This window comes from Luteibacter sp. 22Crub2.1, from assembly GCF_900167995.1.
Classification (GTDB): Bacteria; Pseudomonadota; Gammaproteobacteria; order Xanthomonadales; family Rhodanobacteraceae; genus Luteibacter; species Luteibacter mycovicinus.
In genome coordinates, this window is record NZ_FUYT01000002.1 from 186615 (window position 1) to 212538 (window position 25924).

21 protein-coding genes are annotated in these 25924 nt (G+C 66.1%); 16 read left to right on the forward strand and 5 right to left on the reverse strand.

Annotated features, from left to right (window positions below):
• Window positions 1–101: 101 nt before the first annotated feature.
• Window positions 102–1082, reverse strand: a complete 981-nt coding sequence (locus tag B5X73_RS02685) for an aldo/keto reductase (protein WP_043695848.1) — start codon at window positions 1080–1082, stop codon at window positions 102–104.
• A gap of 137 nt (window positions 1083–1219) precedes the next feature.
• Between B5X73_RS02685 and B5X73_RS02690 the strand changes: the two genes are divergently transcribed.
• The 5 genes from B5X73_RS02690 to B5X73_RS02710 all read left to right on the forward strand — a co-directional run bounded on the left by B5X73_RS02690 (window position 1220) and on the right by B5X73_RS02710 (window position 8441).
• A complete protein-coding gene (locus B5X73_RS02690) occupies window positions 1220–3607 on the forward strand; it encodes a membrane-bound PQQ-dependent dehydrogenase, glucose/quinate/shikimate family (protein ID WP_079520467.1) in 2388 nt (795 codons plus the stop codon).
• Window positions 3608–4149: 542 nt separating this feature from the next.
• Entirely contained in the window at window positions 4150–6225 is a 2076-nt protein-coding gene (gene fusA, locus B5X73_RS02695) for an elongation factor G (RefSeq protein WP_079520468.1), read from the forward strand.
• Between the two features lie 154 nt (window positions 6226–6379).
• Window positions 6380–7576, forward strand: a complete 1197-nt coding sequence (locus B5X73_RS02700; protein ID WP_079520469.1) for a molybdopterin molybdotransferase MoeA — start codon at window positions 6380–6382, stop codon at window positions 7574–7576.
• The gene (locus B5X73_RS02705; RefSeq protein ID WP_254857206.1) at window positions 7573–8106 is read left to right on the forward strand and encodes a molybdenum cofactor guanylyltransferase; all 534 of its coding nucleotides are present in this window, start codon (window positions 7573–7575) and stop codon (window positions 8104–8106) included. Before B5X73_RS02700 ends, B5X73_RS02705 begins: the two co-directional genes overlap by 4 nt.
• The gene (locus tag B5X73_RS02710; RefSeq protein ID WP_139382633.1) at window positions 8103–8441 is read left to right on the forward strand and encodes a hypothetical protein; all 339 of its coding nucleotides are present in this window, start codon (window positions 8103–8105) and stop codon (window positions 8439–8441) included. The genes B5X73_RS02705 and B5X73_RS02710 overlap by 4 nt, the downstream gene beginning before the upstream one ends.
• Window positions 8442–8469: 28 nt before the next feature.
• Here B5X73_RS02710 and fdhD read toward each other — a convergent pair whose 3' ends face one another.
• Both fdhD and B5X73_RS02720 read right to left on the reverse strand, forming a co-directional pair.
• Window positions 8470–9234: a formate dehydrogenase accessory sulfurtransferase FdhD gene (gene fdhD / locus B5X73_RS02715; protein ID WP_254857207.1), complete on the reverse strand. Its 765-nt coding sequence runs from the start codon at window positions 9232–9234 to the stop codon at window positions 8470–8472.
• 34 nt (window positions 9235–9268) lie between these two features.
• A complete protein-coding gene (locus B5X73_RS02720) occupies window positions 9269–11608 on the reverse strand; it encodes an FdhF/YdeP family oxidoreductase (protein ID WP_079520471.1) in 2340 nt (779 codons plus the stop codon).
• A gap of 159 nt (window positions 11609–11767) precedes the next feature.
• Here B5X73_RS02720 and B5X73_RS02725 point away from each other — a divergent pair, with 159 nt between their 5' ends.
• From B5X73_RS02725 to B5X73_RS02760, 8 genes are all read left to right on the forward strand, one after another.
• Window positions 11768–12772: a glycoside hydrolase family 15 protein gene (locus tag B5X73_RS02725; protein WP_139382634.1), complete on the forward strand. Its 1005-nt coding sequence runs from the start codon at window positions 11768–11770 to the stop codon at window positions 12770–12772.
• 166 nt (window positions 12773–12938) lie between these two features.
• Entirely contained in the window at window positions 12939–14291 is a 1353-nt protein-coding gene (locus B5X73_RS02730; RefSeq protein WP_079520473.1) for a carbohydrate porin, read from the forward strand.
• Window positions 14292–14337: 46 nt separating this feature from the next.
• Window positions 14338–15264 carry a LysR substrate-binding domain-containing protein gene (locus tag B5X73_RS02735; protein ID WP_217699733.1) on the forward strand — a complete coding sequence of 309 codons (927 nt, stop codon included), beginning with the start codon at window positions 14338–14340 and terminating at the stop codon, window positions 15262–15264.
• Between the two features lie 137 nt (window positions 15265–15401).
• A complete protein-coding gene (locus B5X73_RS02740) occupies window positions 15402–16484 on the forward strand; it encodes a 4-oxalomesaconate tautomerase (protein ID WP_079520474.1) in 1083 nt (360 codons plus the stop codon).
• Between the two features lie 21 nt (window positions 16485–16505).
• A complete protein-coding gene (locus B5X73_RS02745) occupies window positions 16506–17228 on the forward strand; it encodes a PIG-L deacetylase family protein (RefSeq protein WP_303048751.1) in 723 nt (240 codons plus the stop codon).
• Window positions 17225–17917 (forward strand): 4-carboxy-4-hydroxy-2-oxoadipate aldolase/oxaloacetate decarboxylase, encoded by a 693-nt coding sequence (locus B5X73_RS02750; RefSeq protein ID WP_079520476.1) that lies wholly within the window; start codon window positions 17225–17227, stop codon window positions 17915–17917. The genes B5X73_RS02745 and B5X73_RS02750 overlap by 4 nt, the downstream gene beginning before the upstream one ends.
• A 4-nt stretch (window positions 17918–17921) precedes the next feature.
• Window positions 17922–18791 (forward strand): amidohydrolase family protein, encoded by an 870-nt coding sequence (locus B5X73_RS02755; RefSeq protein ID WP_079520477.1) that lies wholly within the window; start codon window positions 17922–17924, stop codon window positions 18789–18791.
• A gap of 18 nt (window positions 18792–18809) precedes the next feature.
• Window positions 18810–20102, forward strand: coding sequence for a dicarboxylate/amino acid:cation symporter (locus B5X73_RS02760; RefSeq protein WP_079520478.1), 1293 nt, complete (start codon window positions 18810–18812; stop codon window positions 20100–20102).
• Between the two features lie 94 nt (window positions 20103–20196).
• Here B5X73_RS02760 and dusB read toward each other — a convergent pair whose 3' ends face one another.
• Window positions 20197–21183: a tRNA dihydrouridine synthase DusB gene (gene dusB, locus B5X73_RS02765; protein ID WP_079520479.1), complete on the reverse strand. Its 987-nt coding sequence runs from the start codon at window positions 21181–21183 to the stop codon at window positions 20197–20199.
• A gap of 152 nt (window positions 21184–21335) precedes the next feature.
• On the opposite strand from dusB, the gene B5X73_RS02770 reads away from it, so the two are divergent.
• Entirely contained in the window at window positions 21336–21536 is a 201-nt protein-coding gene (locus tag B5X73_RS02770) for a hypothetical protein (protein WP_079520480.1), read from the forward strand.
• Between the two features lie 118 nt (window positions 21537–21654).
• Window positions 21655–22881: a GGDEF domain-containing protein gene (locus tag B5X73_RS02775; protein ID WP_079520481.1), complete on the forward strand. Its 1227-nt coding sequence runs from the start codon at window positions 21655–21657 to the stop codon at window positions 22879–22881.
• A gap of 7 nt (window positions 22882–22888) precedes the next feature.
• On the opposite strand, the gene B5X73_RS02780 is transcribed toward B5X73_RS02775, so the two are convergent.
• On the reverse strand, window positions 22889–23164 hold the full coding sequence (locus tag B5X73_RS02780; RefSeq protein WP_079520482.1) for a CsbD family protein: 276 nt from the start codon (window positions 23162–23164) through the stop codon (window positions 22889–22891).
• A gap of 155 nt (window positions 23165–23319) precedes the next feature.
• On the opposite strand from B5X73_RS02780, the gene B5X73_RS02785 reads away from it, so the two are divergent.
• Window positions 23320–25923: a glycoside hydrolase family 31 protein gene (locus B5X73_RS02785; RefSeq protein WP_079520483.1), complete on the forward strand. Its 2604-nt coding sequence runs from the start codon at window positions 23320–23322 to the stop codon at window positions 25921–25923.
• Window position 25924: the final 1 nt, after the last annotated feature.

The window sequence follows — 25924 nt, forward strand, 5'->3', positions numbered from 1 at the left end:
GATGCGTTGCTCTGGTAGGAGCCAGCCCCGCTGGCGATCCGCGCGCAGCGCGGCGAGACCGCCGTATGACAACAACATAGCCGAACTGCCGCAAGCAACGCTTACTCGAACCCTGCGATCGCCCGCGGCGTATAAGCCTCCTCCAAAGCTGCCGTCTCTTCCTCGGTCAGCTCCAGATCGATCGCCGCCACCGCATCATCGAGATGCTGCGGCTTCGACGCCCCGACGATCGGCGCGGTGACGCCGTCACGATGCGCCACCCACGACAATGCCACCTGCGCACGAGGCACGCCACGCGCATCGGCCACCTTCTTCACCGCCGCGACGATGGCGCGATCCGAATCTTCCGTGGCGTTGTAAAGCGTTCCGCCGAAGACATCGCTCTTCTGCCGGTCGCTGCCTTCGTCCCAGTCGCGCGTCAGCCGTCCGCGTGCCAGCGGGCTCCAAGGCAACACCGCGATGTGCTCGTCGATGCAGAACGGAATCATCTCGCGCTCTTCCTCACGCTGCAGCAGGTTGTAGTGATCCTGCATGCTGACGAACTCGGTCCAGCCGTGCATCCGCGAGGTGTAAACCATCTGCGCGAACTGCCACGCATACATCGACGAGGCGCCGAGGTAGCGGACCTTGCCGGCCTTCACCACGTCATGCAGCGCCTCGAGCGTTTCTTCGATGGGCGTGGTCTGGTCGTAGCGATGGATCTGCAACAGGTCGATGTAGTCGGTGCCGAGGCGGGCCAGTGAGTCGTCCACCGAATGGAAGATCGCCTTGCGCGACAGGCCGCCGCCGTTCGGACCCTTGCGCCAGTGGAAGAAGGTCTTGGTGGCGATCACCACCTCGTCGCGTTTCGCAAAATCTTTCAGGGCGCGTCCGACGATCTCCTCGGACGTGCCATCGGAGTAGGCGTTGGCCGTGTCGAAGAAGTTGATGCCAAGGTCCAGCGCCTTGCGAATGAAGGGGCGGCTCTGCTCTTCGTCCAGCGTCCAGGCGTGGTTTCCGCGGTCGGGAACGCCGTAAGTCATGCAACCGAGCACCAGCGGCGAGATATCCAGGCCGGTACGGCCGAGCTTGATGTAGCGCATGCGAAGACTCCATCGGGGGATGCTCCATTGTGACCGGCCGGATGTAGACGCTGCATATACCTGCCATGGCTATGATTTGCGCGAACCGCGGCTTCGACGCGACGCGCCCCTGCCGCGTCACCCACCGGAGTCATGAAATGCCGTCCACTCTTTATTCACGCAGGCCGCCCCGTATCACGGGCGTGGTCATAGCGCTTCTAGGTCTCTTTCTCGTGGGAGGCGGAGCGTGGCTCGCGGCTCTCGGAGGCTCGTTCTACTACCTCATCGCTGGCGCCGCGGTCGTAGCGACCGGCATCCTGCTCGCGCGCGGTTCGGCCAGCGCACTCTGGCTCTATGCCGTGGTGCTGCTCGGGACGGCCATCTGGGCGTTCACCGAGGTCGGGCTCGTGGGCTGGCAGCTGGAACCGCGACTGCTGGTTCCGGTGGTGCTCGGTATTTATCTCGTCATGCCCTGGGTACGTCGCAAGCTCACTCCCTCGGGCGGTGGCGCCTTCGCGGTGATCGTAGCCGTTATCGTCAGCGTCGGTCTCGGCGTGGCGGGTTTCATGCAGCCCGTCGGCACGCAGGGCGAAGCGGTCATCCGAAACATGGCGGATGGCCACGACGCCTCGGTGCCGGACAGCGACTGGCAGTTCTACGGCCGCACACCCAGGGGCGATCGCTTCTCGCCGCTTGACCAGATCAACGCGACCAACGTCAGGGACCTCAAGGTCGCCTGGACGGCGCGGACGGGCGACACCATGCGTCCGGGTGAGGATCAGGGCGGTACCGACGCGGGTCACGAGTTCAACTTCGAAAACACCCCGATCAAGATCGGCGACACGCTTTACGTGTGTACGGGCCATAGCTGGGTGGTCGCCTTCGACGCCGCCACGGGTGCGAAGAAGTGGAGCTTCGATCCCAAAGCCAATACCGATGCGGACGTCTATCTGGCCTGCCGCGGCGTGGCGTATTACGAAGCGCCGCAGGGCACGCAGACCGATTGTCCGCGTCGCATCATCGCGCCGGTACTCGATGCCCGCGTGCTCGCGCTCAACGCCGACACCGGCAAGCCCTGCGAGGATTTCGGCGAGCACGGCTTCGTTTCGCTGACGCAGTATCTCGGCCATGTGCCGGCCGGCTTCCACTTCGTGACGTCGCCGCCCATGGTGCTGAAGGATCGCGTGATCCTCGGTGGCTGGGTATACGACAATCAGGCGGAAGGCGAGCCGTCGGGTGCCGTGCGCGCGTTCGATCCGCTCTCCGGCAAGCTGGTCTGGGCGTGGGACGTCGGGCACGATCCGCAGAACTGGACGCCGGGTCCGAACGATCAGCTGACACGCGGCACGCCTAACGCGTGGGGCGTGTACACCGCCGATCCGGATCTGGGCATGGTCTACCTGCCGATGGGTAACGCCACGCCGGATTACTTCGGCGGCCATCGTCGTCCGTTCGACGAGAAGGTGTCGAGTTCGACGGTCGCGCTGGATATCGAAACCGGCGAGCCGAAGTGGACCTACCAGAACACGCATCACGACCTGTGGGACATGGACGTACCGACGGGTCCTTCGCTGGTCGACTTGCCCGGTCCCGATGGCGGCACGATTCCCGCCCTGGTACAGACGACCAAACGCGGCGAGTTCTTCGTACTCGATCGCCGCACCGGCAAGCCGGTGACCGAAGTTGCCGAGAAGAAGGTGCCGACCGATACGGTGCCGGGCGACTTCGCATCGCCCACCCAGCCGTACTCGGTGGGTATGCCGTCGCTGACACCGAAGGATCTCACGGAGCAATCGCTGTGGGGCGCGACGCCGGTCGATCAGCTGATGTGCCGCATCGAGTTCCGCAAGGCGGCGTACGAGGGCCAGTTCACGCCGCCGCAGCTGAAGGACACGATCGTCTATCCGGCTTTCGATGGTGTGATCGACTGGCACGGTGCCTCGATCGATCCGTATAACAAGCTGATCATCGCCAACGCGAACTACATCCCCTTCATCGTCAGCCTTGCGCCGCGCCAGCCGGCGGAACAGAAGGGCTACGTGAAACCGTGGGACGGCACCGGTGACGAGCCAAAGGTCGGCGGCGGTCTGGCTCCGCAGTACGGCACGCCTTATGTCGGCAAGGTGCATCCGTGGCTGAACCCGCTCGGCGTGCCGTGCAATCCGCCGCCGTGGGGCACACTGGCCGCGATCGATCTGGTCACGCACAAGCTGGTCTGGGAGCATCCGCTCGGCACGACGCGCGACACCGGTCCGTTCGGCACGCATACGAACGCGCCGCTGCCCACCGGCATCTTCAACATCGGTGGCAACATGACCACCAAGGGCGGCCTGGTGTTCATCGGCGCCACGGCGGATAACTACATCCGTGCGATGGACGAGCGGACGGGCAAGGTCCTCTGGCAGGCACGTCTGCCGGCGGGTGGGCAGGCGAATCCGATGTCGTACTCGGTCGGCGGAAAGCAGTACGTGGTGATCGCCGCCGGCGGGCACAGCGGGCTGGGGACCAAGTCGGGTGATTACGTGGTGGCTTACGCGCTGCCCTGAAGAGCGTCGCCGGCAGGGCCGGCTCCGGCCTCTCTGCGGGATCCGACCGGGTCGCCGCAGACAGGTAGGAGCCGGCCCTGCCGGCGATTCCCGCGCAAGGCGATTCCCGCGCAGCAAGGCCTTGAAACCTCACCAATCACCCCTACCTAGTGCGCAGAACGCCGACGAGGCGTAAGATCCGCCCCTCACCACGAGAGCCACACCATGTTCCGCTGCAAGCACGATTTGATGCTCGACCTACCGATCGCCCCTGGGGCGCGTCGCGGGTGCGCGCGCTCCGTGCAAGGTGGAACGCTGTCGTAAGACGGCGCCCGGCCTCGAAGATTCGAAAGCACCCGCAAGGGTGCTTTTTTTTGTTTCGCATTCGACCAAACCCGCCGTTTCCAGGCCTTTACCGGAGTCTCCGTGTCATGAAGAACAGCCGCGACCCCCGATCCTGACCCGTCCTGCTCTGCCAGGGGCGGCGGTCGTCGGATCGGGGAGTGCCTCGCTCGGAACCGCTTCTTCGAGCCCCTGGCGATCCCATCAGGACATCGTTAGCCATGAGTACCACCACTCGCGAAACCACCATTCCCGTCGGCCGCTGGCGCAACCTCGGCATCATCGCGCACGTCGACGCGGGCAAGACCACGCTCACCGAGCGGCTTCTCTACAAGACCGGCACGATCCATCGCACCGGTGAGGTGCACGACGGCGCGACCACCACCGACCATATGGAGCTCGAGCGCGAGCGTGGCATCACGATCGGCGCCGCGGCCGTGCGCGCGAACTGGACTCCGCAAGGTGACCAGCCGCATCGGCTGACCCTCATCGATACGCCCGGGCACATCGACTTCGCGATCGAGGTCGAACGTTCGCTGCGCGTGCTCGACGGTGCGGTGACCGTGTTCTCGGGCGTCGCCGGCGTGCAGCCGCAATCGGAAACCGTATGGCGCCAGGCGCGCCGGCACGGCGTACCGTTGATGGCCTTCGTCAACAAGATGGACCGCCCGGGCGCGGATTTCGATGCGGTGGTCGCACAGATGCGCGACAAACTCGGTGCCAATCCGTGGGTCGTCGCGCGTCCGGTGATCGAGGGCGAGCACATGACCGGTCTCGTCGATCTCGTCGGCGAACGCACATGGCGTTTCGATGACGACGGCACGCCGAGCGTGCACGGCTGGGACGGGACGGAACGTGCCGCCCATGCCGACGCACGCGCCGAACTCGTGGCCGCCGTGGCGGACCGTGACGAAACGCTTGCCGAACTCTGGCTGGCGGAAGAGCCGATCGATGCCGACGTCCTCACGGCGGCGCTGCGTCGTGGCACGCTGGCGGGCCTCGGCTCGCCGGTATTGCCGGGGTCCGCGTTCCGCAATGTCGGTATCGAGCCGTTGCTCGATGCGTTCGTCGCGTACCTGCCGTCGCCCCTGGATCGACCGTCCGTCGTCGCGCACACCGATAACGGTGACGTCTCGCTGGCCCCCGACGCGAACGCACCGCTGGCTGCGCTCGTCTTCAAGGTGGTCAACCAGGCACATGGTCCGCTGGCCTTCGTGCGCGTGTATTCGGGTCGCCTGCACGTCGGCGATGCCGTGTGGCGCAGCGGCACCGATCGCGTGCAGCGGGTCGGCCGCCTGGCGGTCGTGCGTGCGGAAGATACCGAGGCGGTGGACGCCGCCGAGGCGGGAGACATCGTCGCGATTGCCGGCTGGAAAGACGTCGCGACAGGCGAAACCTTGTCGGACTCGCATCGCCATGTGCGGCTGGAAACGATCCAGGCGCAGCCGGCGGTATTGTCCTGGCGACTGTCTCCCGAACGCTCGGCCGATCTGCTCAAGCTCGGGAATGGCCTGGCACGCCTCGCGCAGGAGGATCCTTCCTTCCGCGTGAGCACCGATCCTGAAACCGGCGAGACGCTGGTCTGGGGTATGGGCGAGCTGCACCTCGAAGTGATGGTCGAGCGGCTGCGTCGCGAGTGGGGTGTGCAGGTGCGCACCGGTTCACCGCGCGTGGCGTACGAGGAAACCCCCGCGAAGGCCTCGGGCCCGGTCGAGGGCAAACTGGCCAAGCAGACGGGCGGCAGCGGGCAGTACGCACGCGTGGTGCTGTCTCTGGCGCCGACCGGCGAGGATGCCAACCGGTTTGTCGACAAGACGACCGGCGGCGTCATCCCGAAGCAGTTCCAGTCGGCGGTGGAGAAGGGCGCGCATTCGGCCCTGCTCGAAGGTCCGCGTGGTTACCCGGTGGTCGGTGCGGAAGTGATCGTGCTCGACGGTCAGGCCCATGCGGTGGACTCGAACGAAGCCGCGTTCCATCGAGCGGCCCAGATCGCGGTGAAGTCGGCGCTGGAAGCGACCGGTACGGTGTTGCTGGAACCGGTGATGCGCGTGTCGGTGTCGACGCCGGGCGCGGCGGTCGGTGACGTACTGGGCGACCTGCAGCGTCGCGGTGGGCAGATCGTCCACCTCGCCGATACGCAGGAGCGAACCGAGATCGAAGCCGATGTGCCGCTGGCGCAGCTCGACGGCTACAGCACCGCGTTGCGTTCGCTGAGCCAGGGGCGCGCGTCGGCGACGGTGGCTTTCGAGGCGTATCGACCGGCGACGGTGCAGGAGGCGTCGCGCCGTTCGGCATGAATGGTGGGCGGGCCTGCTGGCGGAGCATCGCCAGCAGGCTGGCTCCCAACGGATTTGGGATCGACCGAGGCACGCTCCCCCAGATCGCCGCCTTCTGGTGGGAGCCAACCCTGTCACCGATGCTCTCCGTCCCACGAAGGGTTACCCTTCTCCCATGATTTCCTACCCCGACGCACTCGACCTCCTTCTCGCCGAATCCCGCCAGCTGGAGAGCGAGCGCGTCACGGTCGACACGGCGGCAGGACGCATTCTCGCCGCCGACATCGTCAGCCCGATGTCCCTCCCAGGCTTCGATAACGCCGCCATGGACGGGTACGCACTACGCGCACCGCGTGAGACGATCGCCGCGGGTGCGACTTATGCGATCGCGGCGATGCACGCGGCAGGCGACGGCGCCGAAGGTTATCCGGATGCCGAGTGCTGCGAAATCGCCACCGGCGCACGGATGCCGGCCGGGTTCGACACCGTCGTCCCTGTCGAGCGGTGTGAGCGCAGCGGAGGTATCGTTCGCTTCACCATCGACGAACGCCGCGGGCAGAACGTGCGTGCGGCCGGTAGCGACATCGAGGCAGGTAGCCTCGCGTTGGGTATCGGGCGGCGCATCGATGCGGCGGCCATCATGTTGCTGGCGGCACTGGGTATCGAAACGATCGACGTCGCCCGTCGGCCGCGTGTGGCCATCATCACCACTGGCAGCGAACTGCATCCCGTCGGGCCCTTGCCGCCCGGTGGCATCCACGATTCCAACGGTCCGTTTCTCGCGGCAAGCCTCGTTCGCTGGGGCGCCGAGCTCCTGTTCCGTCGTCGCGTCCCGGATATCGGCGACGCATTCCACGAGGCGGTGCGCGATGCTCTCCAGGCAGGGGCGGATCTCATCGTCACGACGGGAGCGGTGTCCGCGGGACGCTTCGACTTCGTTCCCTCGGCGCTGGCTTCGCTGGGCGCGACGACGCTTTTTCACAAAGTGGCCATGCGCCCGGGTAAGCCGTTGCTTGCCGCGCGTTTCGATCGCGGGACGATGGTCGTCAGCTTGCCCGGCAATCCGATCGCGGTGGCCGTCGGCTATCGTTTCTTCGTCGCTCCGGTACTTCGTGCCATGGCGGGCCTCGGCGCCGAGCGGTCGCAGCGGGTTCGCATGAGCGAGAGCGTCGGTATGCGCGAGGGCATGCATCATTTTGCCCTTGGCCAACGCGTCAGCGATGTCGATGGGCTCGAAGCGATTCGCCTGATGCAGGCGCAAGCGGCCTATCGCATCGTGCCATTTACTCAGGCGGATGTGTGGTTGAGCGCCGCCGACGCATTCGGCGATACGACTGACGCCTGGCCGCTCGACCCGGCGGATGCGCCGTGATCGTCGGGCTCATCCTGGCGGGTGGCTTGTCCTCGCGCATGGGGGCCGACAAGGCGTCGCTGATCATCGAAGGGCGCACGTTATTGCAACGGACGGCCACGGCGCTGCGCGCCGTCGGTGCGACGATCGTGGCGGTGAGCGGCGACCGGCCCGGCGGCATACCTGACCGGTGGCCGCGCAGCGGGCCCGTCGGCGGCATCGCCAGCGCGGTGGAATATCTGCCGGATGGCGAGCTGCTGGTCGTTCCGGTAGATATGCCCCGGCTGAGTAATGCCTTGCTGGAACCGCTGATTGCTGCGCGCTCCGAGCGCACGACAGTGTGGCACGGCTACCCGTTGCCCATGCGCATGACGCTCGACGGCGCCTCTCGCACGGCGCTGGCCGAACTCATGACGCAGCTTGGCAGGACCTGCTCCGTATCGGCCCTGCAGTCTCGCCTGGGTGCGGCCCGACTCGCGATCGACACCCTGGACACGCGCCTGCTGGTCAACTGCAACACCCCCGACGAATGGCGTGAGGCGAACGCATGAGAGTGCAACTGGAGAACGACACGATCCGCGTGCGCATCGACGAGGACGAACTGAGCGAACTGTTGCAGGACGTCGCGTTGCTCGGTTCGACGGCTTTCGGCACGGTATTCACCATGCGCTACGCCGTCGACGCGACCGACGCCGTGGTGTGTGGGCTGTCGGGCAATGCACACGAGTGGCGGATGGAAGTACCGCGGCTGGCGCTTGAAGACTTGCAGTCGCGTCTGCCCAGCAAGGACGGTCTGGTCTTCGACATCCCTGGATACGATACGGTCGCGACGACGGTGCGTTTCGATGTGGACGTGAAAGACAGCCTGCGTCGACGACGGGGCTGATCCATCGCGCGTCACGCGTCGGTGCTGATTACACGATGCGCTGGGGGTGTGTGTAGACGTTGAAACGTCCCGGTCGTGCGAAGCCCACCAGGGTGACGCCGCAATCCGCGGCGAGGTGGACCGCCAGCGCGGTGGGCGCGGAGATGGCGACCACCACGGTGATGCCCGCGACCGCCGCCTTGGTCACCATTTCGTAGCTGGCCCGGCTGGTGATCGCGACGAAACCCTTGTTCGTATCCACGCGAGACGTCAGCAGGACGCCGATGAGTTTGTCGAGCGCATTGTGCCGTCCGACGTCCTCGCGAACGTGGATCAGCGTGCCGTCGGGGAGGGCCCAGGCAGCGGCGTGAACGGAGCCGGTGAAGGCGTTGATGGGTTGCGAGGCGCGGAGTAGTTCGAGAGCGTGTTCGATGGCGGCGGGGGTGACCGTGGGGCCTGAACCGACGGGGCCCGGGTGGCGGACCACGTCCTCGAGTTCGCGGCTGCCGCAGATGCCGCAGCCGCTGCGCCCGGGGAGTTCACCGCGGCGCGTATCGCCGGCACGGGTGGCTCCCACCGTCCGCACATCCACCGTGATCCCCTCGAGCACCTCACTCACCTCGACGGAGACGATGTCGTCGATCGAAGCGACCCGGCCTTCCGTCAACGCGAACCCCCGCGCGAAATCCTCCAGATCGCACGGCGTCGCCATCATCACCGCGAACGGCTGCCCGTCGAAATGCATGGCGACCGGCACTTCTTCGGCAAGCCGGTCGTCATCTTCCGTCGCCTGGCCGCGCTCGTAACGGAGCACGGGCCGCGTCGCGCATCCCGCAGGCGGCGGGCGATCAGGCGACCGCATGCGATGCCTTGCGTTTGTCGCGCGGATCCGCCGGCAGGGTGGAAGCCACGATACGCACCGGTACCGACTTGTACGCCGGTGTGCCCGAGCGGCGATCGTGACTCTCGAGCGCGATCAGTGCATTTCCTTCGGGGTAATACATCGCCACCGAACCCTCGGCGATGTCGAAGGCCACGGCCGTGAAGCCGCGTACGGCGCGCTCCTTACCATCGGCCACGTTGACCCCTGTGGCGAAGACATCGATGCGATCGCCCTGCCTGAGCCCGCGCGCGGCGAGATCTTTCTCGTGCATGAAGATGACGTCGCGTCGGCCGGTCACGCCGCGGTAGCGGTCGTTGAGGCCGTAGATCGTCGTGTTGTACTGGTCGTGCGAGCGGATCGTCGTGAGCATCAGGTCGTCGTCGCCCAGCGGCTCGTCTTCGTCCAGACCGCGCGCGATCAGGAACTGCGCACGCTTGTCCGGTGTATCCCAGGCGCGCTCGCTGGCGGCGACGCGAAGACGAAAGCCGCCCGGCACGTTCACGCGCTTGTTGAAGTCGTAGAAGATCGGAAAGACCTTCTCGATGTCATCGCGGATGAGGTTGTAATCGCCGACGAGGCGGTCCCAGTCGACCTTCGTATCGGGCAGTGTCGCGTTGGCGATACCACGCACGATCCAGGGCTCGGAGCGCAGATGCTCCGAGGCGGGCGTGAGCGTTCCCGCCGACGCATGCACCATGGACATCGAATCTTCCACGGTGACCGCCTGCGGCCCCGTGGCCTGCTCGTCGAGTTCCGTACGGCCGAGGCAGGGCAGGATCAGCGACTCCTTCGCAATGATCAGGTGCGATCGATTGAGCTTGGTCGCGATATGCACGGCGAGGTCGAGGCCGCGCATCGCGGCGAAGGTTTCTTCCGTGTCAGGCATGGCGACGGCCAGGTTGCCGCCGAGTGCGACCAGCGCCTTCGAACGCCCTTCGCGGATAGCGATGACGGCCGCGACCGCATCATGGCCGTGTTCGACCGGCGGTTCGAAACCGTAGGTCTTACGGATGCCCTCATTGAGGGCCGCGTTAGGCTTCTCGGTGATGCCCACCGTGCGATCGCCCTGCACGTTGCTATGCCCACGCAGCGGACAGATGCCCGCGCCCTCCCGGCCGATGTTGCCGCGCATGAGCAGCAGGTTGGCGATCTGCTGGACATTCTCGGTGCCGTGGGCGTGCTGCGTGATGCCCATGCCGTAGCAGACGATGACCTTGCTGGCCCTGGCGTAGATCCCGGCGGCGTGTTCGATCTCCGCGCGGGTCAGGCCCGACTTGCGTTCGATCGCATGCCATTCGGTGGCTTCCACATCGGCGACCAGCGCGTCGAAACCGCTGGTGTTCGCCTCGATGAAGTCGTGATCGACGACGCCAGGCATGCCTTCCGCCAGCGCCTTCGCGTCCTCGACCAGGAGGTACTTCATCATGCCCTTGAGCACGGCCACATCGCCGCCGATCTTCAGCTTGTAATAGGTCGAGGCGATGCGCACCGAACGGTTGGTGATCATCTCGACCGGATGCTGCGGTGAGGTGAATCGCTCCAGGCCGCGCTCGGGTAGGGGATTGAGCACGACGATGGGCACACCGCGTAGCGACGCCTCGCGCAGCGTGGACAGCATGCGCGGATGGTTGGTGCCCGGGTTGTGGCCGATGCAGAAGATGGCGTCACAGTGTTCGAAGTCGTCGAGCGTCACCGTGCCCTTGCCCGACCCCAGCGACTGCGGCAGGCCCACGCTGGTGGCTTCGTGGCACATGTTCGAGCAGTCGGGGAAATTGTTGGTGCCGAACTCACGGACGAACAGCTGGTACAGAAATGCCGCTTCGTTGGACGCGCGCCCGGAGGTGTAGAACTCGGCCATGTCCGGGTCAGGCAGCGCACGCAGCGCCGCGCCGATACGCTCAAACGCGGCGTCCCACCCGATCGGCTGGTAGGTGTCGCTGGCGTGGTCGTAAACGAGGGGATGGGTCAGCCGACCCAGCCCCTCGAGGGTGTAGTCGGTGAGATTCCACAGATCGGCGACCTTGTTCGTCGCAAAGAATTCCGGCTTCACGCGCTTGGCCGTCGCTTCCCACGACACGGCCTTGGCGCCGTTCTCGCAGAACTCGAACGACGAGGTTTCCTTCGGATCGGGCCATGCGCAGCCCGGACAATCGAAACCCTGGGGCTGGTTGACCTTGTGCAAGGCGATGGATTCGCGCGCGATCGCCATCTGGCCGCTTAGCGCACGGGCTACGGCACCCAGGGCGCCCCATCCGCCTGCCGGGCCGTCGTAGGGCTCGAAACCCGGAACGTCTTTGTCACTCATGCCTGTCACCTGTTGGGTACCCACGCCTTTTCTCATTCTACGCCCCGCTGCGTCCGGCGAAATTGAACGAAGGTACGGCGTGTTCACGTCGCCTTGCCGGTCGCTGGCCCAACCTCCGCGCCGCTCGGCGTCCCTCCCCAGGCGCCAGGAAGAACCGACGTGCAAGCACAACAGCCGGCCACCATGCTGCATGAGGGCCTGACACCTTCGGGCGGCCTCCCCATCGGCGACTTGCGTGGGTTCGGGCGCGTGCGCGCCGACGCCGCCCTGGCGTGCCTGTCGCTCGATCGCTCGAAGCCCGCGCTGGCGTCGTCACGGGTCGACCGGTCCCTGCTGGTGCTCGACGTGGACGGCGACGTCGTCTGGGACCAGGCGTACGTGCCGGGTACCAACGTCATCGAGTCCACGGGGCGCATTGGCGGTGCCGAGCTCCGCGTCGTCGACTTCATGGCGCTGGCCGAGGGGCGGCCGGGGCAGGGAGACGCCGTCGCCGCGGGCCGTTTCGTCCGTATCGTGACCTGCACCGAGGGCGAGGTGACGTTCCGCCTCACGTGCGGGCTCGCCGTGGATGCCGCTCCGGGTCTCGAAGGGCGCACCGTCGACGGCGCCTACGTGGCGTGCTCGCACCTTCTGGATTTCAGCGACGAGTGCGCTTCGGCGTCCGTGCACCTCCGCGCGGGGCAGAGTGCGGCGCTGGTCATCGCCGCCGCGCCGCTGGACGGCGGTCCGGCGCTGATCGCGGACACGCTGCACGGTCTCGGTGACACCATTCATTACTGGACCTGGTGGAGCGACCGGTGCCGCTACAAGGGTGAGGATTTCGACGAGCGCCTCCGCGACGTCCTCGCGCTGAAGCTCGCATGCGCGACGGGCGCCGGGATGATCTGCGAGCGCCCCGGCGCGCATGGCTATGCGCCGGCTCCGCTGGGCGAGTGCTCCCGCGCCGCCGCGCGTTTCCTCGCGCTGGGCTACCGCCAGGAATGTGTCGACCTCCTGAGCCACGTCCACGTGCAGTCGGTGGACGTGGATGCCGCTTCATGGGGAGCCGACGAGGCCTTCGTTTCGACGCTCGCGCACTACACCGAGCGATACGGCGATGCCGGATTGCCGCCGCCGCTTCGTCATGCGGCACTGCCGCAGACCGACCCTTTGCGCGCGGTGTGACCGCAGAATTCTGTTGATGCGTTGCATCAAAGTCATGGCGTCATGCAAGGCATGAGTTTTACGCATAGCTGATAGGCGCGCCCGGGCGTTGTTCGCCTGCCGCCGCACAGCCAGCATCGCTCCCGCCCAGCCGGTGTCCCGGCTGTCTGAAGGGGGTCTGCCGCTCATGACGTTCCACCGCATCGCCATCGTCCTGCTCGCTATCGTTGCCCCGGGCGTCGTGGACGCGCAGGCGACAACTGCTATACCGGAGCCGGGGCAGACGGCGCCGGCAACGGCGAAGGACACCCGCGGTCCCGTCGATAAACTGCGCGACCAGGGTGTCTCGCTGCGTTTTGTCTGGGACAACGACTGGTTGGCCAGCGTGCGCGGCGGCGAGCGGCTCGGCGCAACCAACGGCGGCGGCGTGGTGGGCGGTGCCGATCTCGACATGGCCAGGCTGGCGGGGATCGCAGGCGCCAAAGTGCATGTCACCTTCACCCGTTATTACGGGCACAGCCTTGCCGCCGAGGATATCGGCGTGATTCAGAAGGTTCAGGGCTATTGGTATCCGAAGCGCCAATGGCAGCTGGCAACCCTGACATGGGAGCAACAGTTCGCAGGCAGCCACCTCAACGTGCTCGCCGGACGGATGAACGCGACCTGGCAGTTCGCGCGGTCGACGTATGGCTGTCGCTTCGTCTCGGCACCGGACTGCCCGTTTCAGCTGACCAATACGTCGGGTGGTTTCAGCGGTTTCCCGTACGTGAACTGGGGCGCCCGCGTTAAGTACCAGCCGGATGCGCGATATGTGTCGATCGGCGCGTTCGAGATCAACCCTGAGCGCAGGAACAACAACGGCCTCAACCTCGGCCTGAATGACTCCACCGGTGTGATGATCCCGGTCGAAACAGGCTACGAGACCAGCTTCGCCAACGATCCCTACCCGAGGCATCTGAAAATCGGCGGCTGGTACAACTCGGCGGACTTCACCGATCCGGAGCTGAATACCCGGGGGCAGCATCGCGCACTGTCGGGTGGCACGGCGCGAACCTACGACGGTGGCCGCTACGGACTTTACGTGCTCGCGGACAAAGTGATCTGGAAGCCCGACCCGACGACCGATACTCGCCATCTCGCGATCTTCGGCTCGCTGACCGGTCCGCTGGACAATGCGGAAAACTACACGCTGCAGTCGACATTCGGCGCGCTGTGGACTGGCCTTGCGGCCGGGCGTCCCAACGACTCGCTGGGATTCCAGGCGACGCTCTTCCGGTTCAGTCGCAAAGCCGTGGCCTACGAAGACGACCTCATCCACAGAAACAGCGGTACCGACGCGCGGTTCGATCGTAATGAATGGATGACCGAACTCAACTACAGCTACAAGCTCCTCCCGGTGGTGAGTCTGGTTCCCAATCTGCAGTACATCGTGCATCCGGACATTCTCGGCAACACCGTAGGCGTCAGGCGCGTTCCGGCGAATGCCATCGTTGTCGGACTTCGCGTGATGGTCAACCTGGGCGGCATCGGCAGCCCGTGAGGCAGCCTGCACGCATCTGCGCACATAATCGGGTCCCGATCACGACATGGCGCGCGAACCGACCGTGGACCTGAAACACCTGCAGAGCTTCATCCGCATCGTCGAATTCGGCAGCCTCACGCGTGCGGCCGCCACGCTCGACGTTTCACAGTCCCTGCTCAGTCGACAGGTCCGTCAGCTCGAGATCGAGCTGGGCACGCACCTGCTCGAGCGCAACGGACGCGGCGTCGTGGCCACCGATGCGGGGCGCGAACTGGTAGAACACGGTCGCGGCATCCTCCGTCAGGTGGAGGTCGCGCGCATGCAGCTCGGACAGGCTCGCGGCGTGTTCGGCGGCAAGATCGCCATCGGTCTGCCGCCCAGTGTGGGCAGCCTGCTCACCGTGGATCTGGTGATGCGTTTTCGTGAACGCTATCCCGCCGCGCAGATCAGCGTGGTGGAGGCACTGAGCGCCAGCCTGCTGGAATGGCTGCAGCTCGGCCGCCTCGATTGCGCCTTGCTGTACAACCCGTCGGTCAATGCGAACATGCGTTTCCGACATGTGCATTCCGAAGAGCTCTACCTGATCGGCAGCCGGAAAGACGGGCATTCGATGCCCGAGAATGTCCCCCTTGCCACGCTGGGTCAGTACCCGCTGGTCATCCCTTCGCCGCTGCATTCCGTCCGTCAGCTGATCGAGGCGGACGCGGCGCGTTACGGCGTTTCGCTGGACGTAAGGCTGGAAATCGACTCGGTGCGCTCGCTGCTCGATCTGGTCGAACGCGGGGTGGGCTACGGCGTGCTTTCGCGTAATGCGGTGCTGTCGCGGCGTGGGCCGCATGACCTGCATGCCGTGCCGATCGTGATGCCCAATATCGTGACCCGGCTGGTGGTCGCGACACCCACGCAGCGACCGATGAGTCCGATCACGGAACGCGCGCTGCTGCTGGTCGACGAACTGATAGCCGAAGGCAAGCTGGATCCGCCGACCTGATGCTGCAATGCACAATGCGCAAGACTTGAGCCGTGATATGCGAATAACGCATATCAGATAGGCGGGGCATCGCGTTGTTCACGGGGCCTCGCGGGACGACCATCGTCGCTGTTATTCCCGAACGGCGTCCCGCATCGATGGCTCACGAGATTCCCTGCTGGTACCTGCGCGGCGGCACGTCCAAGGGTCCGTTCTTCCTGGCCCGCGACCTCCCCGACGATACGGCCACACGCGATGCGGTCATTCTTGCGGTCATGGGCTCGCCCGATGAGCGCCAGATCGACGGTCTGGGCGGCGCCAGGACGCTGACCAGCAAGGCCGGCATTCTTTCGATTCCTGCCGACGGCGCCGCCGACCTCGACTTCCTGTTCGCTCAGGTCGGCATCGCCGACGCGCGCGTCGACACCACGCCCAACTGCGGCAACATGCTGGCAGCCGCGTTGCCGGCGGCTGTCGAGGCCGGGCTGATCGCCGCCGACGCGGGGACGACGACGCGCCGCGTGCGCACGGTGAACACCGGCGTCATCGCCGAAATCACCATCGTCACGCCCGACGGCGTTCCGATGTACGACGGTGACGCCCGTATCGATGGCGTGCCGCGCCCGGCCGCGCCGGTGACCTGTCGCTTCCTCGATACGGAAGGCTCGCTCACCGGCAGCCTGCTGCCCACCGGCAACGTACGCGACACGGTGGACGGCATCGAGATGACCCTGATCGACAACGGCATGCCGGTCATGATCATCGCGGCGGCCGATCTGGGCGTCCGCGGTGACGAGACCCCAGCCGAGCTCGATGCGAACGACACGCTGAAGGCTCGCATCGAGGCGCTGCGCCTGAAGGCCGCGCCGCTGATGAACCTCGGCGACGTCAGCACGAAGCCGGTGCCCAAGATCACTCTCGTTTCGGCGCCCCGCGCCGGTGGAACGCTCGGCACGCGCACCTTCATCCCGCACGACTGCCACACGTCGATCGGCGTGCTGGGCGCGGTCACCGTCGCCACGGCCGCGGTGCTGCCGGGCTCGGTCGCGTTCGACCTGGCGACGCAGAGCGAAGGCGACACACGCACGCTCTCCATCGAACACCCCACCGGCGAATTCAGCGTCGAGGTCGGCCTCGAAGGTCACCGCGTCGTACGCGCCGCGCTACTTCGTACGGCCCGCCTGCTGATGCGCGGCACCGTTCCCGTCTCACCTTCGATCTGGCGCGGCCCTGCCGCCTGATCCTTCCCCCTGGAGTCCATGATGTCCGACCAGAAGACCGCTCTCATCGTCAGCGCCCACTCCGCCGACTTCGTCTGGCGCGCCGGCGGCGCCATCGCGCTGCACGCCGCACAGGGGTGGAAAGTGCATATCGTCTGCCTGTCCTTCGGCGAGCGCGGCGAGTCCGCCAAGCTGTGGCGGCAGGCCGGTATGACGATGGAGAAGGTAAAGACCGACCGTCGCGCGGAAGCACAGGAAGCGGCCGACATCCTCGGCGCCAGCGTCGAGTTCATGGACATCGGCGACTACCCGATGCGCGCCGATCTCGACGTCGTGTTCCATCTGGCCAAGGTCTACCGCGAACTGCGTCCGTCCTTCGTGCTCAGCCACTCGCTGAAAGATCCGTATAACTTCGACCACCCGCTGGCGACCCACGTGGCGCAGGAGGCGCGCGTCGTCGCGCAGGCCCACGGCCATGAGCCGCAGGTGCCGGTGATCGGCGCGCCGCCCGTGTTTCTCTTCGAGCCGCATCAGCCGGAACAGTGCGAGTGGAAGCCCGAGCTGTTCCTGGACATCACCCCGGTGTGGGAAAAGAAAAAGGCCGCATTCGAGACGATGCGCGCGCAGGAGCATCTGTGGGAGTACTACACCCGCGTCGGTCTGCAACGCGGTGCCCAGGCGTCGCGTAACTCGGAGTTCAAGATCACCTACGCCGAAGCCTTCCAGCGCGTGTTCCCGCACGTCACGCAAGGGACCCTGGCATGATCGGTATCGTCGTCCGCAATCGCCCTTCGATCACGAAAGAGCAGGCCGAATCGCTCGCTTCGATGGGCGTGGCCACCGTGCACGAAGCGCAGGGTCGTATCGGTCTGTTTCAGCCACCCATCGCGCCGATCCAGCACGACGCGTCCATCGCCGGCTCGGCGGTCACTGTGCTCGCACAGCCTGGCGACAACTGGATGCTGCACGTGGCGGTGGAGCAGTGTCGCCCCGGCGACATCCTCGTCGTCGCCTGTACGACCGAGAACACGGATGGCATGTTCGGCGACCTGCTCGCCACGTCGTTGCAGGCGCGTGGGGTTGCCGGCCTGGTCATCGACGCCGGTGTGCGCGACAGTGCCGAGCTGCGTCGCATGGGTTTCCCGGTCTGGGCGCGCGCCGTGCATGCGCGCGGCACGGTCAAGGCCACGCTCGGCTCGGTCAACGTGCCGGTGGTCATCGGCGGCCAGCTGGTCAGGCCCGGTGACGCGATCGTGGCCGACGACGATGGTGTCGTCGTCGTCACCCATGCGACGGTCGAGAAAGCCATCGCGGCCTCGCGCAAGCGCGTGATGAACGAAGCATCGAAGCGCGAGCGTCTCGCCGCCGGCGAACTCGGGCTGGACCTCTATGACATGCGACCGAAACTGGCCGAAGCCGGTCTGCGCTATGTGGACGATCTCCCGAATGAATGATCCCTTGAAATCCTGCCTTCCCCCCGATCCGAACCCGACCCGACCTGCGCGGGCGCTCCCTGCGGGGTCCTGCGACGCGCACTGCCACGTCTTCGGTCCGGCGAATCGTTTTCCGTACGCCGCGGACCGCAGCTACACCCCTCCCGACGCACCGTACGAACACCTGGTCGCGCTGCATGACTTTCTCGGTTTCGACCGTGGCGTCATCGTCCAGGCCAGCTGCCACGGCACCGACAACACCGCGATGCTCGACGCCATCGCGCGCGGCGAGGGTCGTTATCGTGGCGTCGCCATCGTCGATGACGGCATCGACGAGAAGGGTCTGGTGGCGCTCAACGACGGCGGCGTGCGCGGCGTGCGCTTCAACTTCGTCCAGCATCTCGGCGGACGCCCGGACATGAAGGTGTTCTGGCGGGTCCTCGACCGCGTCGCGGAGATGGGCTGGCACGTGGTGCTGCACCTGGACGCGAACGACATCGTCGAGCTCCAGGACACCCTGTCGAAGATCCGTATTCCATTCGTCATCGACCACATGGGCCGCGTGCAGGCCGCCAGAGGCGTTGAGCAGGAACCGTTCCGCCTGCTGGTCGAGCTGATGCGCGACAATCCGCTGGCGTGGGTGAAGGTCTGCGGTGCCGAGCGCGTCTCCGTCGGCAAAAAGCCGTTCGACGACGCCATCCCGTTCGCCAGCACGCTGATCGACACGGCACCGGACCGCGTGCTGTGGGGTACGGACTTCCCGCATCCGAACATCTCCAAAGACATGCCCAATGATGGCGGTCTGGTCGACCTGATGTTCCGTTTCTGCCCGGATGAAGACCTGCGCAAGCGGTTGCTCATCGACAATCCTGCGCGCCTGTACGACTTCGCCTGATCGAACGCCGAGAACTCCATGTCCGAGAGCACCGCAACGACCCTCCCGCCACCGAAGCCGCGCAAGCCTTTCTACCGGCAGCTGTACATACAGGTCCTCATCGCGGTCGTGATCGGCGTGGCGCTCGGTTACCTTTCCCCGGAGTACGCGCAGAAGATGAAGCCGCTGGGCGACGGCTTCATCGCCCTGATCAAGATGGTGATCGGTCCGATCATCTTCTGCACGGTGGTCACGGGCATCGCCGGCATGCGCGACATGCGCAAGGTGGGTCGTGTCGGCGGCAAGGCGTTGCTCTATTTCGAGATGATCTCGACGGTCGCCCTGTTTTTCGGCCTCGTCGCGGGCCATGTGTTTCATCCCGGCAGCAGCTTCAACGTCGATCCCTCCACGCTGAAGGCTTCAGAGGTCGGCAACTACGTCGCGCAGGGTCACAACATCGAGTCGGTCGACTTTCTGCTGTCGATCATTCCGACGACCTTCGTCAACGCGTTCGCGAAGGGCGATGTGCTCTCGATCCTGTTGATCTCGGTGCTGTTCGGCTGCGCGCTGGCGGCGATCGGTGAGCGCGGCAAGCCGGTGTACGACGTGATCGAGGCGGGTGCGCAGGTGTTCTTCAAGATCGTGCATTACATCACCGCGGTGTCGTCGATCGGTGCGTTCGGCGCGATGGCTTTCACCATCGGCAAGTACGGCGTCGTCTCGCTGGTCCCGCTCATGGAGCTGATCGGAAGCTTCTATCTGGTCTGCGTGATCTTCGTCGTGCTGATGCTGGGGCTCGTCGCGCGTATCGCGGGCTTCAGCATCATTCGTTTCTGCGCGTACATCCGCGAAGAGTTGCTCATCGTTCTGGGCACGAGCTCCTCGGAAGTGGTGCTGGCGCCGCTGATGCGCAAGATGGAAGACCTCGGCTGCCCGAAGGAAACCGTGGGTCTGGTGGTGCCGACGGGCTATTCGTTCAACCTCGACGGCACCAATATCTACCTGACGATGGCGATCCTGTTCATCGCGCAGGCACTGAACATCGAGCTCACCATCCAGCAGCAGATCACGGTGGCCATCGTGGGCATGCTGACGTCGAAGGGCGCGAGCGGCGTCGCAGGAGCCGCGCTGGTGATGCTGGCATCCACGCTGAGCGTCGTGCCGGTCGTGCCGGTTGCTGGCATGGTGTTGATCCTTGGCATTCACCGGTTCCTCGGCACGGGGCTGGCGATGACCAACCTCGTCGGCAATGGGGTGGCTGCGATTGTCGTGTGTGCGTGGGAGAAGGAGCTCGACCGGTCGAAGCTGCAGGCGGTGCTGAAGGCGGCGTAATCGGGTAGCCGCTTCGCGACACGTGGTCTGGCGGCATCCGCCGCCTCCGTCGTGTTGCTCGGCTGAGGCCGTGGGCAGGCTGGAACCCTGGACCTCAGGCGGCGAGCGAAACCCCAGCCGCCAGCGCATCGAAATACTCGCGTGTAAGGCGAAGCTGCGTAGCGGCATCCTCGGCTTGATTGACCACATGTCGAAACGCAGCATTTTCCGGCCGGTCCTTCGCATACCAGCCCAGGTGCTTGCGCGCGATACGCACGCCCATCTTCTCGCCGTAGAACGCATACAGCTGCTCGAGATGCCCGGAGAGGATGTCGCGCACCTCGGTGGGCGTCGGTTCCGCGAGGAAGCCGCCGGTTTCGAGGTGGTGGGCGATCTCGCGGAAGATCCACGGGCGGCCCTGTGCGCCGCGTCCCACCATGATCGCGTCGGCGCCCGTGGCCGCTAGTACCTCGCGTGCCTTTTCCGGCGTCACCACATCGCCGTTGGCCATCACCGGAATGCGCACGCTCGCCTTCACGGCGGCGATAGTGGCGTACTCGGCGTCGCCTTCGTACTTGTCCGCGCGGGTTCGCCCGTGCACCGCGAGCGCAGCGATGCCCGCGTCTTCGGCGATCCTCGCGATGGTCAGCGCGTTGCGGTGCTCACGGTCCCAGCCGGTGCGGATCTTCAGCGTGACCGGGACGTCCACGGCCTTCACGACGGCCTGGAGGATGCGCGCGACGAGCGGTTCGTCCTGGAGCAGGGCGGAGCCGGCCCAGACGTTGCAGACCTTCTTCGCCGGACAGCCCATATTGATATCGACGATCTGGGCGCCGTTGTCGGCGTTGTACTTCGCGGCCTCGGCGAGCATGCCCGGGTCGTAGCCCGCGATCTGAACACTGACCGGCTCGGGTTCGCCGTCGTGGTCCATGCGGCGGAGCGACTTGGTGGTGTTCCAGAGGCGCGGGTCGGAGGCGGTCATCTCGGACACGGCGAGGCCGGCCCCCATGCGCTTGCACAGGAGACGGAACGGTTTGTCGGTCACGCCGGCCATGGGCGCGAGCACCACGCCGGGCGCGATGGAGTAGGGGCCGATGCGCATGCCGGCGATTTTAGCAAACCGTCGCGTCCTGCGGTTTTCACGCCCGCGGGCCATCTGGGCATCTTCGGCAAGGATCGCCCGGCGACCGTTCGGACTATTGTTCCGTCGCGCCAGACGGCCTAACGTCGGAGGTGACGACGGGGGGGGAAGTCATGCGAATCAAGACGAGTGCGATCGCCATCGGCGCGGGGTTTCTGCTCGCGGTGGCCTGTGGCTCCGCCGGCGGAGCCGGACGCCCCTCGTTCGACAGCCTCGCGGCGCATCGTGCCGGCGACCCCGCCAGCACCGACCCCTGCGGTCCACGCCGGCCGATCGTGGGTATCTGCCGGATGCTGCGCCCCGTCCGGGGCTGAGCGGTCGGAGCAGGGCCGTCGGAGCCGGACCGTCAAGAAAGGCGGTCGCCGGCCGTTATGCTTCCCATGACCGGCGCCGTTTCGCCGGTACGATGCCGACAGGGGCGTAAGCCAGACCATGGGGACCGGGGTGGAGCAGGACATCTGGGAGCGCAAATACCATCTCGCGCTGGAGCGGATGGAGCGCGACGAGCGCGATTTCCGCGATCTCGAAGAAGGCCTGCGCCGGCTCGCCGTCCGTCTGACAGCGCTGGCGCGCGGGCAGGGCACGGATGTCGACCGTCTGCTCGACCGGCTCAACGAGGCTCTGCGCGACTCACCGAATCCGGCCGTGCTGGACGCCTTGCTGGACTCGCTGACCGAAGCGGTGGCCGGCCTGGATCGCCTGCCGCCCGCCGTCAACGATGACGCCCCGGTGGCGACGCTCGTCGCTACGGAGGCATTGCCCGATGCGCCCGTTGACGACGACATGGTCGGGTCGCTGCGCGCGGACATCGCCCGCCTGCAGGACCTGCTTGCCGCGGTGAGCGCGCGCCTGGGTGACATGACGCGATATCTTGCGGCGGAGCTGGACCACGGCGACGCCACCGACGGCAGCCGGCAGCTGGATGCCACCGTGCGCGAGGAGATGAAGGCGCTCGGCGAAAGCACGCTCGCCGCCACCGATCTGGGCACCTTGCAGGCGGAGGTCAACTCCCGCCTGTCCCTGATCGACAGCCACTTCAGGGAATACCGGGAGCGGGAGGACGCCCGCATGGCCGCCTATCGTGACCGTGCCGAGCGCATGCGCGACCGCGTGGCCGAACTGGAGACACAGACCACCTCGCTGCAGGATTCTCTTCGACGCGAGCACGTGCTGGCCGTCACCGACCCACTCACGGGCCTGCCCAACCGGCTGGCTTACGAGCGGCACATGGAAGGCATCGAGCAGGATGTGCGGAACACGGCTCGCGCCGTATGCGTGGCCGCCTTCGACATCGACCACTTCAAGACGATCAACGACAGCTTCGGCCACGCGGCAGGCGATGCCGTCCTGCGTATCGTCGGTCAGACATTTACGCGTGAGTTACCGGAAGACGCTTTCGTCGCGCGCTACGGCGGGGAAGAGTTCGTCGTCGTGTTCGGCGGCGCGTCGCCGGAGCAGGCGAGACTGAAAGCCGAGGGCCTGTGCGCCATGGTGGCGCGGCTGGCCTTCCATGCGAGCGGCAAGCCCGTGACGGTCACCATGTCGGGCGGCATCACGCAATTCGGCCCGGAAGATACCCCTGCAAGGGCATTCGACCGGGCCGATCGCGCGCTTTATGCAGCGAAACGTCTGGGACGCAATCGCTGCGAAGTGGCGTGAAGCCGACTCAGTCGCGACGAGCCAGCAGCATGCCGACGAGGATACCGACGCCGAAGCCACTCAGGATCGCACCGAGCGGACGATGGGCGACCACGTCGCGGACGCTGTCGACGGCATCGCCGGCGGCTGCCTGCACGCGTCCGGCGGCTGCCTGCACGCGTCCGGCGGTCTCGCGGATCGCGCCTTCGCCTTCGAGCGAGTGATCGCCGACGAGGGCACCGGCGGCGCGCTGCACGCGTCCACCGACGGTATTGGCGGCGCCGCGGATCTGGTCTTCATTCATGGTTGTTTCCTCCCGTTGAGTTCGATGAGACCAGAAGGTGCCTTGGCGTAAGTGCACGAAGCGGCAAGGCGCCGTCAATCGCATGCTTTCACCGGTTCCATGCCGCGACGCGTCATAATGGTCCACCTCCGGTTCGACAAGGGGTGCACCCACCCATGGAAGCGAAGTCAGACAGCCGACCCGAGGGCGGCGCCGCGGCGCGTCCCGAGGCCATCATCGAGCGTGGCGAGGTCCGCTTTACGGTCCTCACGCCGCGCCTGATCCGTATGGAATGGAGTGCCGACCGCCGGTTTCGCGATGGACGGACCCAGGTGGTCGTCCACCGCGCGCTCGACGCGCCGCCGTTCCAGATCGTCGAAGACGACGTGGCCATCCAGATCGAAACGGACCGGCTGCAGCTGCATTACGAGAAAGACAGCGGCCGCTTCGTCCCCGGCAACCTCCGGATCCGCGTCCGGCGTAAACCGGGCGACGAGGTCGAATGGCGTCCCGGCGATGTCCAGCAGGCCAACCTCGGCGGAACCTTCCGCACACTCGACCGCTACGACGGCGACACCTGGCAGGACGGCAGCAAGCTGCCGCTGGAAGAAGGGCTGATCGCGCGCGACGGCTGGCATGTGGTCGACGATACCGACGGTTTCGGCATCGATGACGAGGGCTGGGTGACCGGGCGTCCGTGCGGCGACCGCCAGGACCTCTACTTCTTCGGCTACGGGCACGACTACCCGGCGGCCCTGGCCGATTTCGCGGCCATCGCCGGTCCGCAACCGATGCCACCGCGGTTCGTCTTCGGCTACTGGTGGTCGCGCTACTGGAATTATTCCGATCAGGAACTGCGCATTCTCGGCGCCCGCTTCGTGAAGGAGCGCATCCCGCTCGACGTGCTCGTGCTGGACATGGACTGGCATACGACCCCGGGGCTGTCACTGCGTCCCGGTCACGAGCACAAGGACGTTTTCGGTGAGCCGTCGGGCTGGACCGGCTATACCTTCAATCGCAGTCTGTTTCCCGATCCGGCGGCCTTCATGCGCTGGGCGCGTGGACAGAAGCTCCGCATAACGCTCAACCTGCATCCGGCTTCGGGCGTGCTGCCGCACGAAGAAAAATACGAGGCGATGGCCAAGGCTCTGTCCTGGGATACCTCGACCCGGGCGCCCATCCCGTTCGAGGGCACCTCCCGCACCTACATGCGCGCCCTGTTCGATACCGTGCTGGGCCCGCTGGAGCGCGAGGGCGTCGACTTCTGGTGGCTCGACTGGCAGCAGTGGCCGGAGTCGAAGGCGCATCCGGGGCTGTCGAACACGTGGTGGCTCAACCATGCGTTCTTTACCGAGATGCAGCGTCAGGGCGATCGTCGCGGCCTGATCTATCACCGCTGGGGCGGGCTCGGTAACCATCGCTATCCGATCGGTTTTTCCGGCGACAGCGTGATCTCATGGACGTCGCTGGCGTACCAGCCGCACTTCACGGCGATGGCGTCCAACGTGTTGTATGGCTACTGGAGCCACGACATCGGTGGGCATACCTTCCACAAGCACATCCCGCGTCCGGAGCGGCATCTGGAGCCGGAGTTGTACGCGCGCTGGATGCAGCTGGGCGTCTTCAGCCCCGTGTTGCGTACGCACTCCGCGAAGGAAGCCAGTCTGCACAAGGAGCCCTGGCATTTCGGGCCACCTTACGGGGACGCGATCTTCGCGGCGATCCGCCTGCGTTATCAGCTCGCGCCGTATATCTACGCTGCCGCGCGACACGCTTACGATACGGGCCTGTCCATCGTGCGGCCGATGTACTACCACTGGCCCGAATGCGACGAAGCCTACGCGTATCCGTCGCAGTACATGTTCGGTAACGACCTTCTGGTCGCCCCGGTGACCGTGCCGGTCGGTGATGACGGCACGGCGTCGTTCCCGGTCTGGCTGCCGCCCGGTGTGTGGTACAGCCGCGATGGCGCGGAGTCGTTCGAAGGAGGACGGGTGCTGGAACGCTCTTACACGCTCGAGGAGATACCCATCTTCGTGCGCCCGGGCAGCGTGGTACCGCTTTATCCGGAAGGCATGCGGGATCTGGCCAACGTACCCGACGAACTCATTCTTCAGGTCTTTCCGGGCGACGAAGGCACGACGGAACTCTACGACGACGACGGCGAGAGCCAGGGCTATCAGCGAGGTGAATGCTCCCGCATCCGCGTGCGCAGCCGACGGGGCGACCGTGCTCATCGCGTGCACATCGATCGCAGTGAGGGAACCTTCGATGGCAAGCACGCGATGCGCTCCTACATCGTCCAGTTCCTCGATGCCGGGATTCCTGAGAGCGTCGAGGTCAACGGCGAGGCACTGCCTTATAGCGCGGAGCCGAAGCCCGGTACATGGTTGTTCGATACCGCATGGCTGTGCATTCGCGTCGATCTCGGCCCGGTGAGCATGGACGAGGCTCACGATGTCGTCGCGCGTTTCCTGCCCGAGCACACGCCGCCACCAGGACTGCTGCATCGCATGCGGCGCGCGGAAGAGGCCGTGCTTTATCTCAAGCAGGTCTGGGGCGATATCTCCGCGCTTCCCGACGAGGTCGACCTCGCGGGGCAGGCGGCGCGCGTACTCGCCTACGCCGTCGATCAGGGGGGCGACGCAGGCCGGGGCGACCGTTTCATGGACGGCGTGCGCGCCTTCGAGGCACGATTCATCGCGCTCCCTGAAAGCGTCAACGCCACGCCCATCGACGAAGCGCTCAAGCGCGGCTTCGTCGACGTGCTCGGGCGCTGAG

What these genes read in the sequence shown, in the direction of transcription:
- B5X73_RS02700 (WP_079520469.1), top strand. Translation starts at nt 6,380, where the DNA reads ATGATTTCCTACCCCGACGCACTCGACCTCCTTCTCGCCGAATCCCGC.
- B5X73_RS02710 (WP_139382633.1), top strand. Translation starts at nt 8,103, where the DNA reads ATGAGAGTGCAACTGGAGAACGACACGATCCGCGTGCGCATCGACGAG.
- B5X73_RS02750 (WP_079520476.1), top strand. Translation starts at nt 17,225, where the DNA reads ATGATCGGTATCGTCGTCCGCAATCGCCCTTCGATCACGAAAGAGCAG.
- B5X73_RS02740 (WP_079520474.1), top strand. Translation starts at nt 15,402, where the DNA reads ATGGCTCACGAGATTCCCTGCTGGTACCTGCGCGGCGGCACGTCCAAG.
- B5X73_RS02745 (WP_303048751.1), top strand. Translation starts at nt 16,506, where the DNA reads ATGTCCGACCAGAAGACCGCTCTCATCGTCAGCGCCCACTCCGCCGAC.
- B5X73_RS02735 (WP_217699733.1), top strand. Translation starts at nt 14,338, where the DNA reads ATGGCGCGCGAACCGACCGTGGACCTGAAACACCTGCAGAGCTTCATC.
- B5X73_RS02730 (WP_079520473.1), top strand. Translation starts at nt 12,939, where the DNA reads ATGACGTTCCACCGCATCGCCATCGTCCTGCTCGCTATCGTTGCCCCG.
- B5X73_RS02780 (WP_079520482.1), bottom strand. Translation starts at nt 23,164, where the DNA reads ATGAATGAAGACCAGATCCGCGGCGCCGCCAATACCGTCGGTGGACGC.
- B5X73_RS02690 (WP_079520467.1), top strand. Translation starts at nt 1,220, where the DNA reads ATGCCGTCCACTCTTTATTCACGCAGGCCGCCCCGTATCACGGGCGTG.
- fusA (WP_079520468.1), top strand. Translation starts at nt 4,150, where the DNA reads ATGAGTACCACCACTCGCGAAACCACCATTCCCGTCGGCCGCTGGCGC.
- B5X73_RS02775 (WP_079520481.1), top strand. Translation starts at nt 21,655, where the DNA reads ATGGGGACCGGGGTGGAGCAGGACATCTGGGAGCGCAAATACCATCTC.
- B5X73_RS02770 (WP_079520480.1), top strand. Translation starts at nt 21,336, where the DNA reads ATGCGAATCAAGACGAGTGCGATCGCCATCGGCGCGGGGTTTCTGCTC.
- dusB (WP_079520479.1), bottom strand. Translation starts at nt 21,183, where the DNA reads ATGCGCATCGGCCCCTACTCCATCGCGCCCGGCGTGGTGCTCGCGCCC.
- B5X73_RS02785 (WP_079520483.1), top strand. Translation starts at nt 23,320, where the DNA reads ATGGAAGCGAAGTCAGACAGCCGACCCGAGGGCGGCGCCGCGGCGCGT.
- B5X73_RS02685 (WP_043695848.1), bottom strand. Translation starts at nt 1,082, where the DNA reads ATGCGCTACATCAAGCTCGGCCGTACCGGCCTGGATATCTCGCCGCTG.
- B5X73_RS02720 (WP_079520471.1), bottom strand. Translation starts at nt 11,608, where the DNA reads ATGAGTGACAAAGACGTTCCGGGTTTCGAGCCCTACGACGGCCCGGCA.
- B5X73_RS02760 (WP_079520478.1), top strand. Translation starts at nt 18,810, where the DNA reads ATGTCCGAGAGCACCGCAACGACCCTCCCGCCACCGAAGCCGCGCAAG.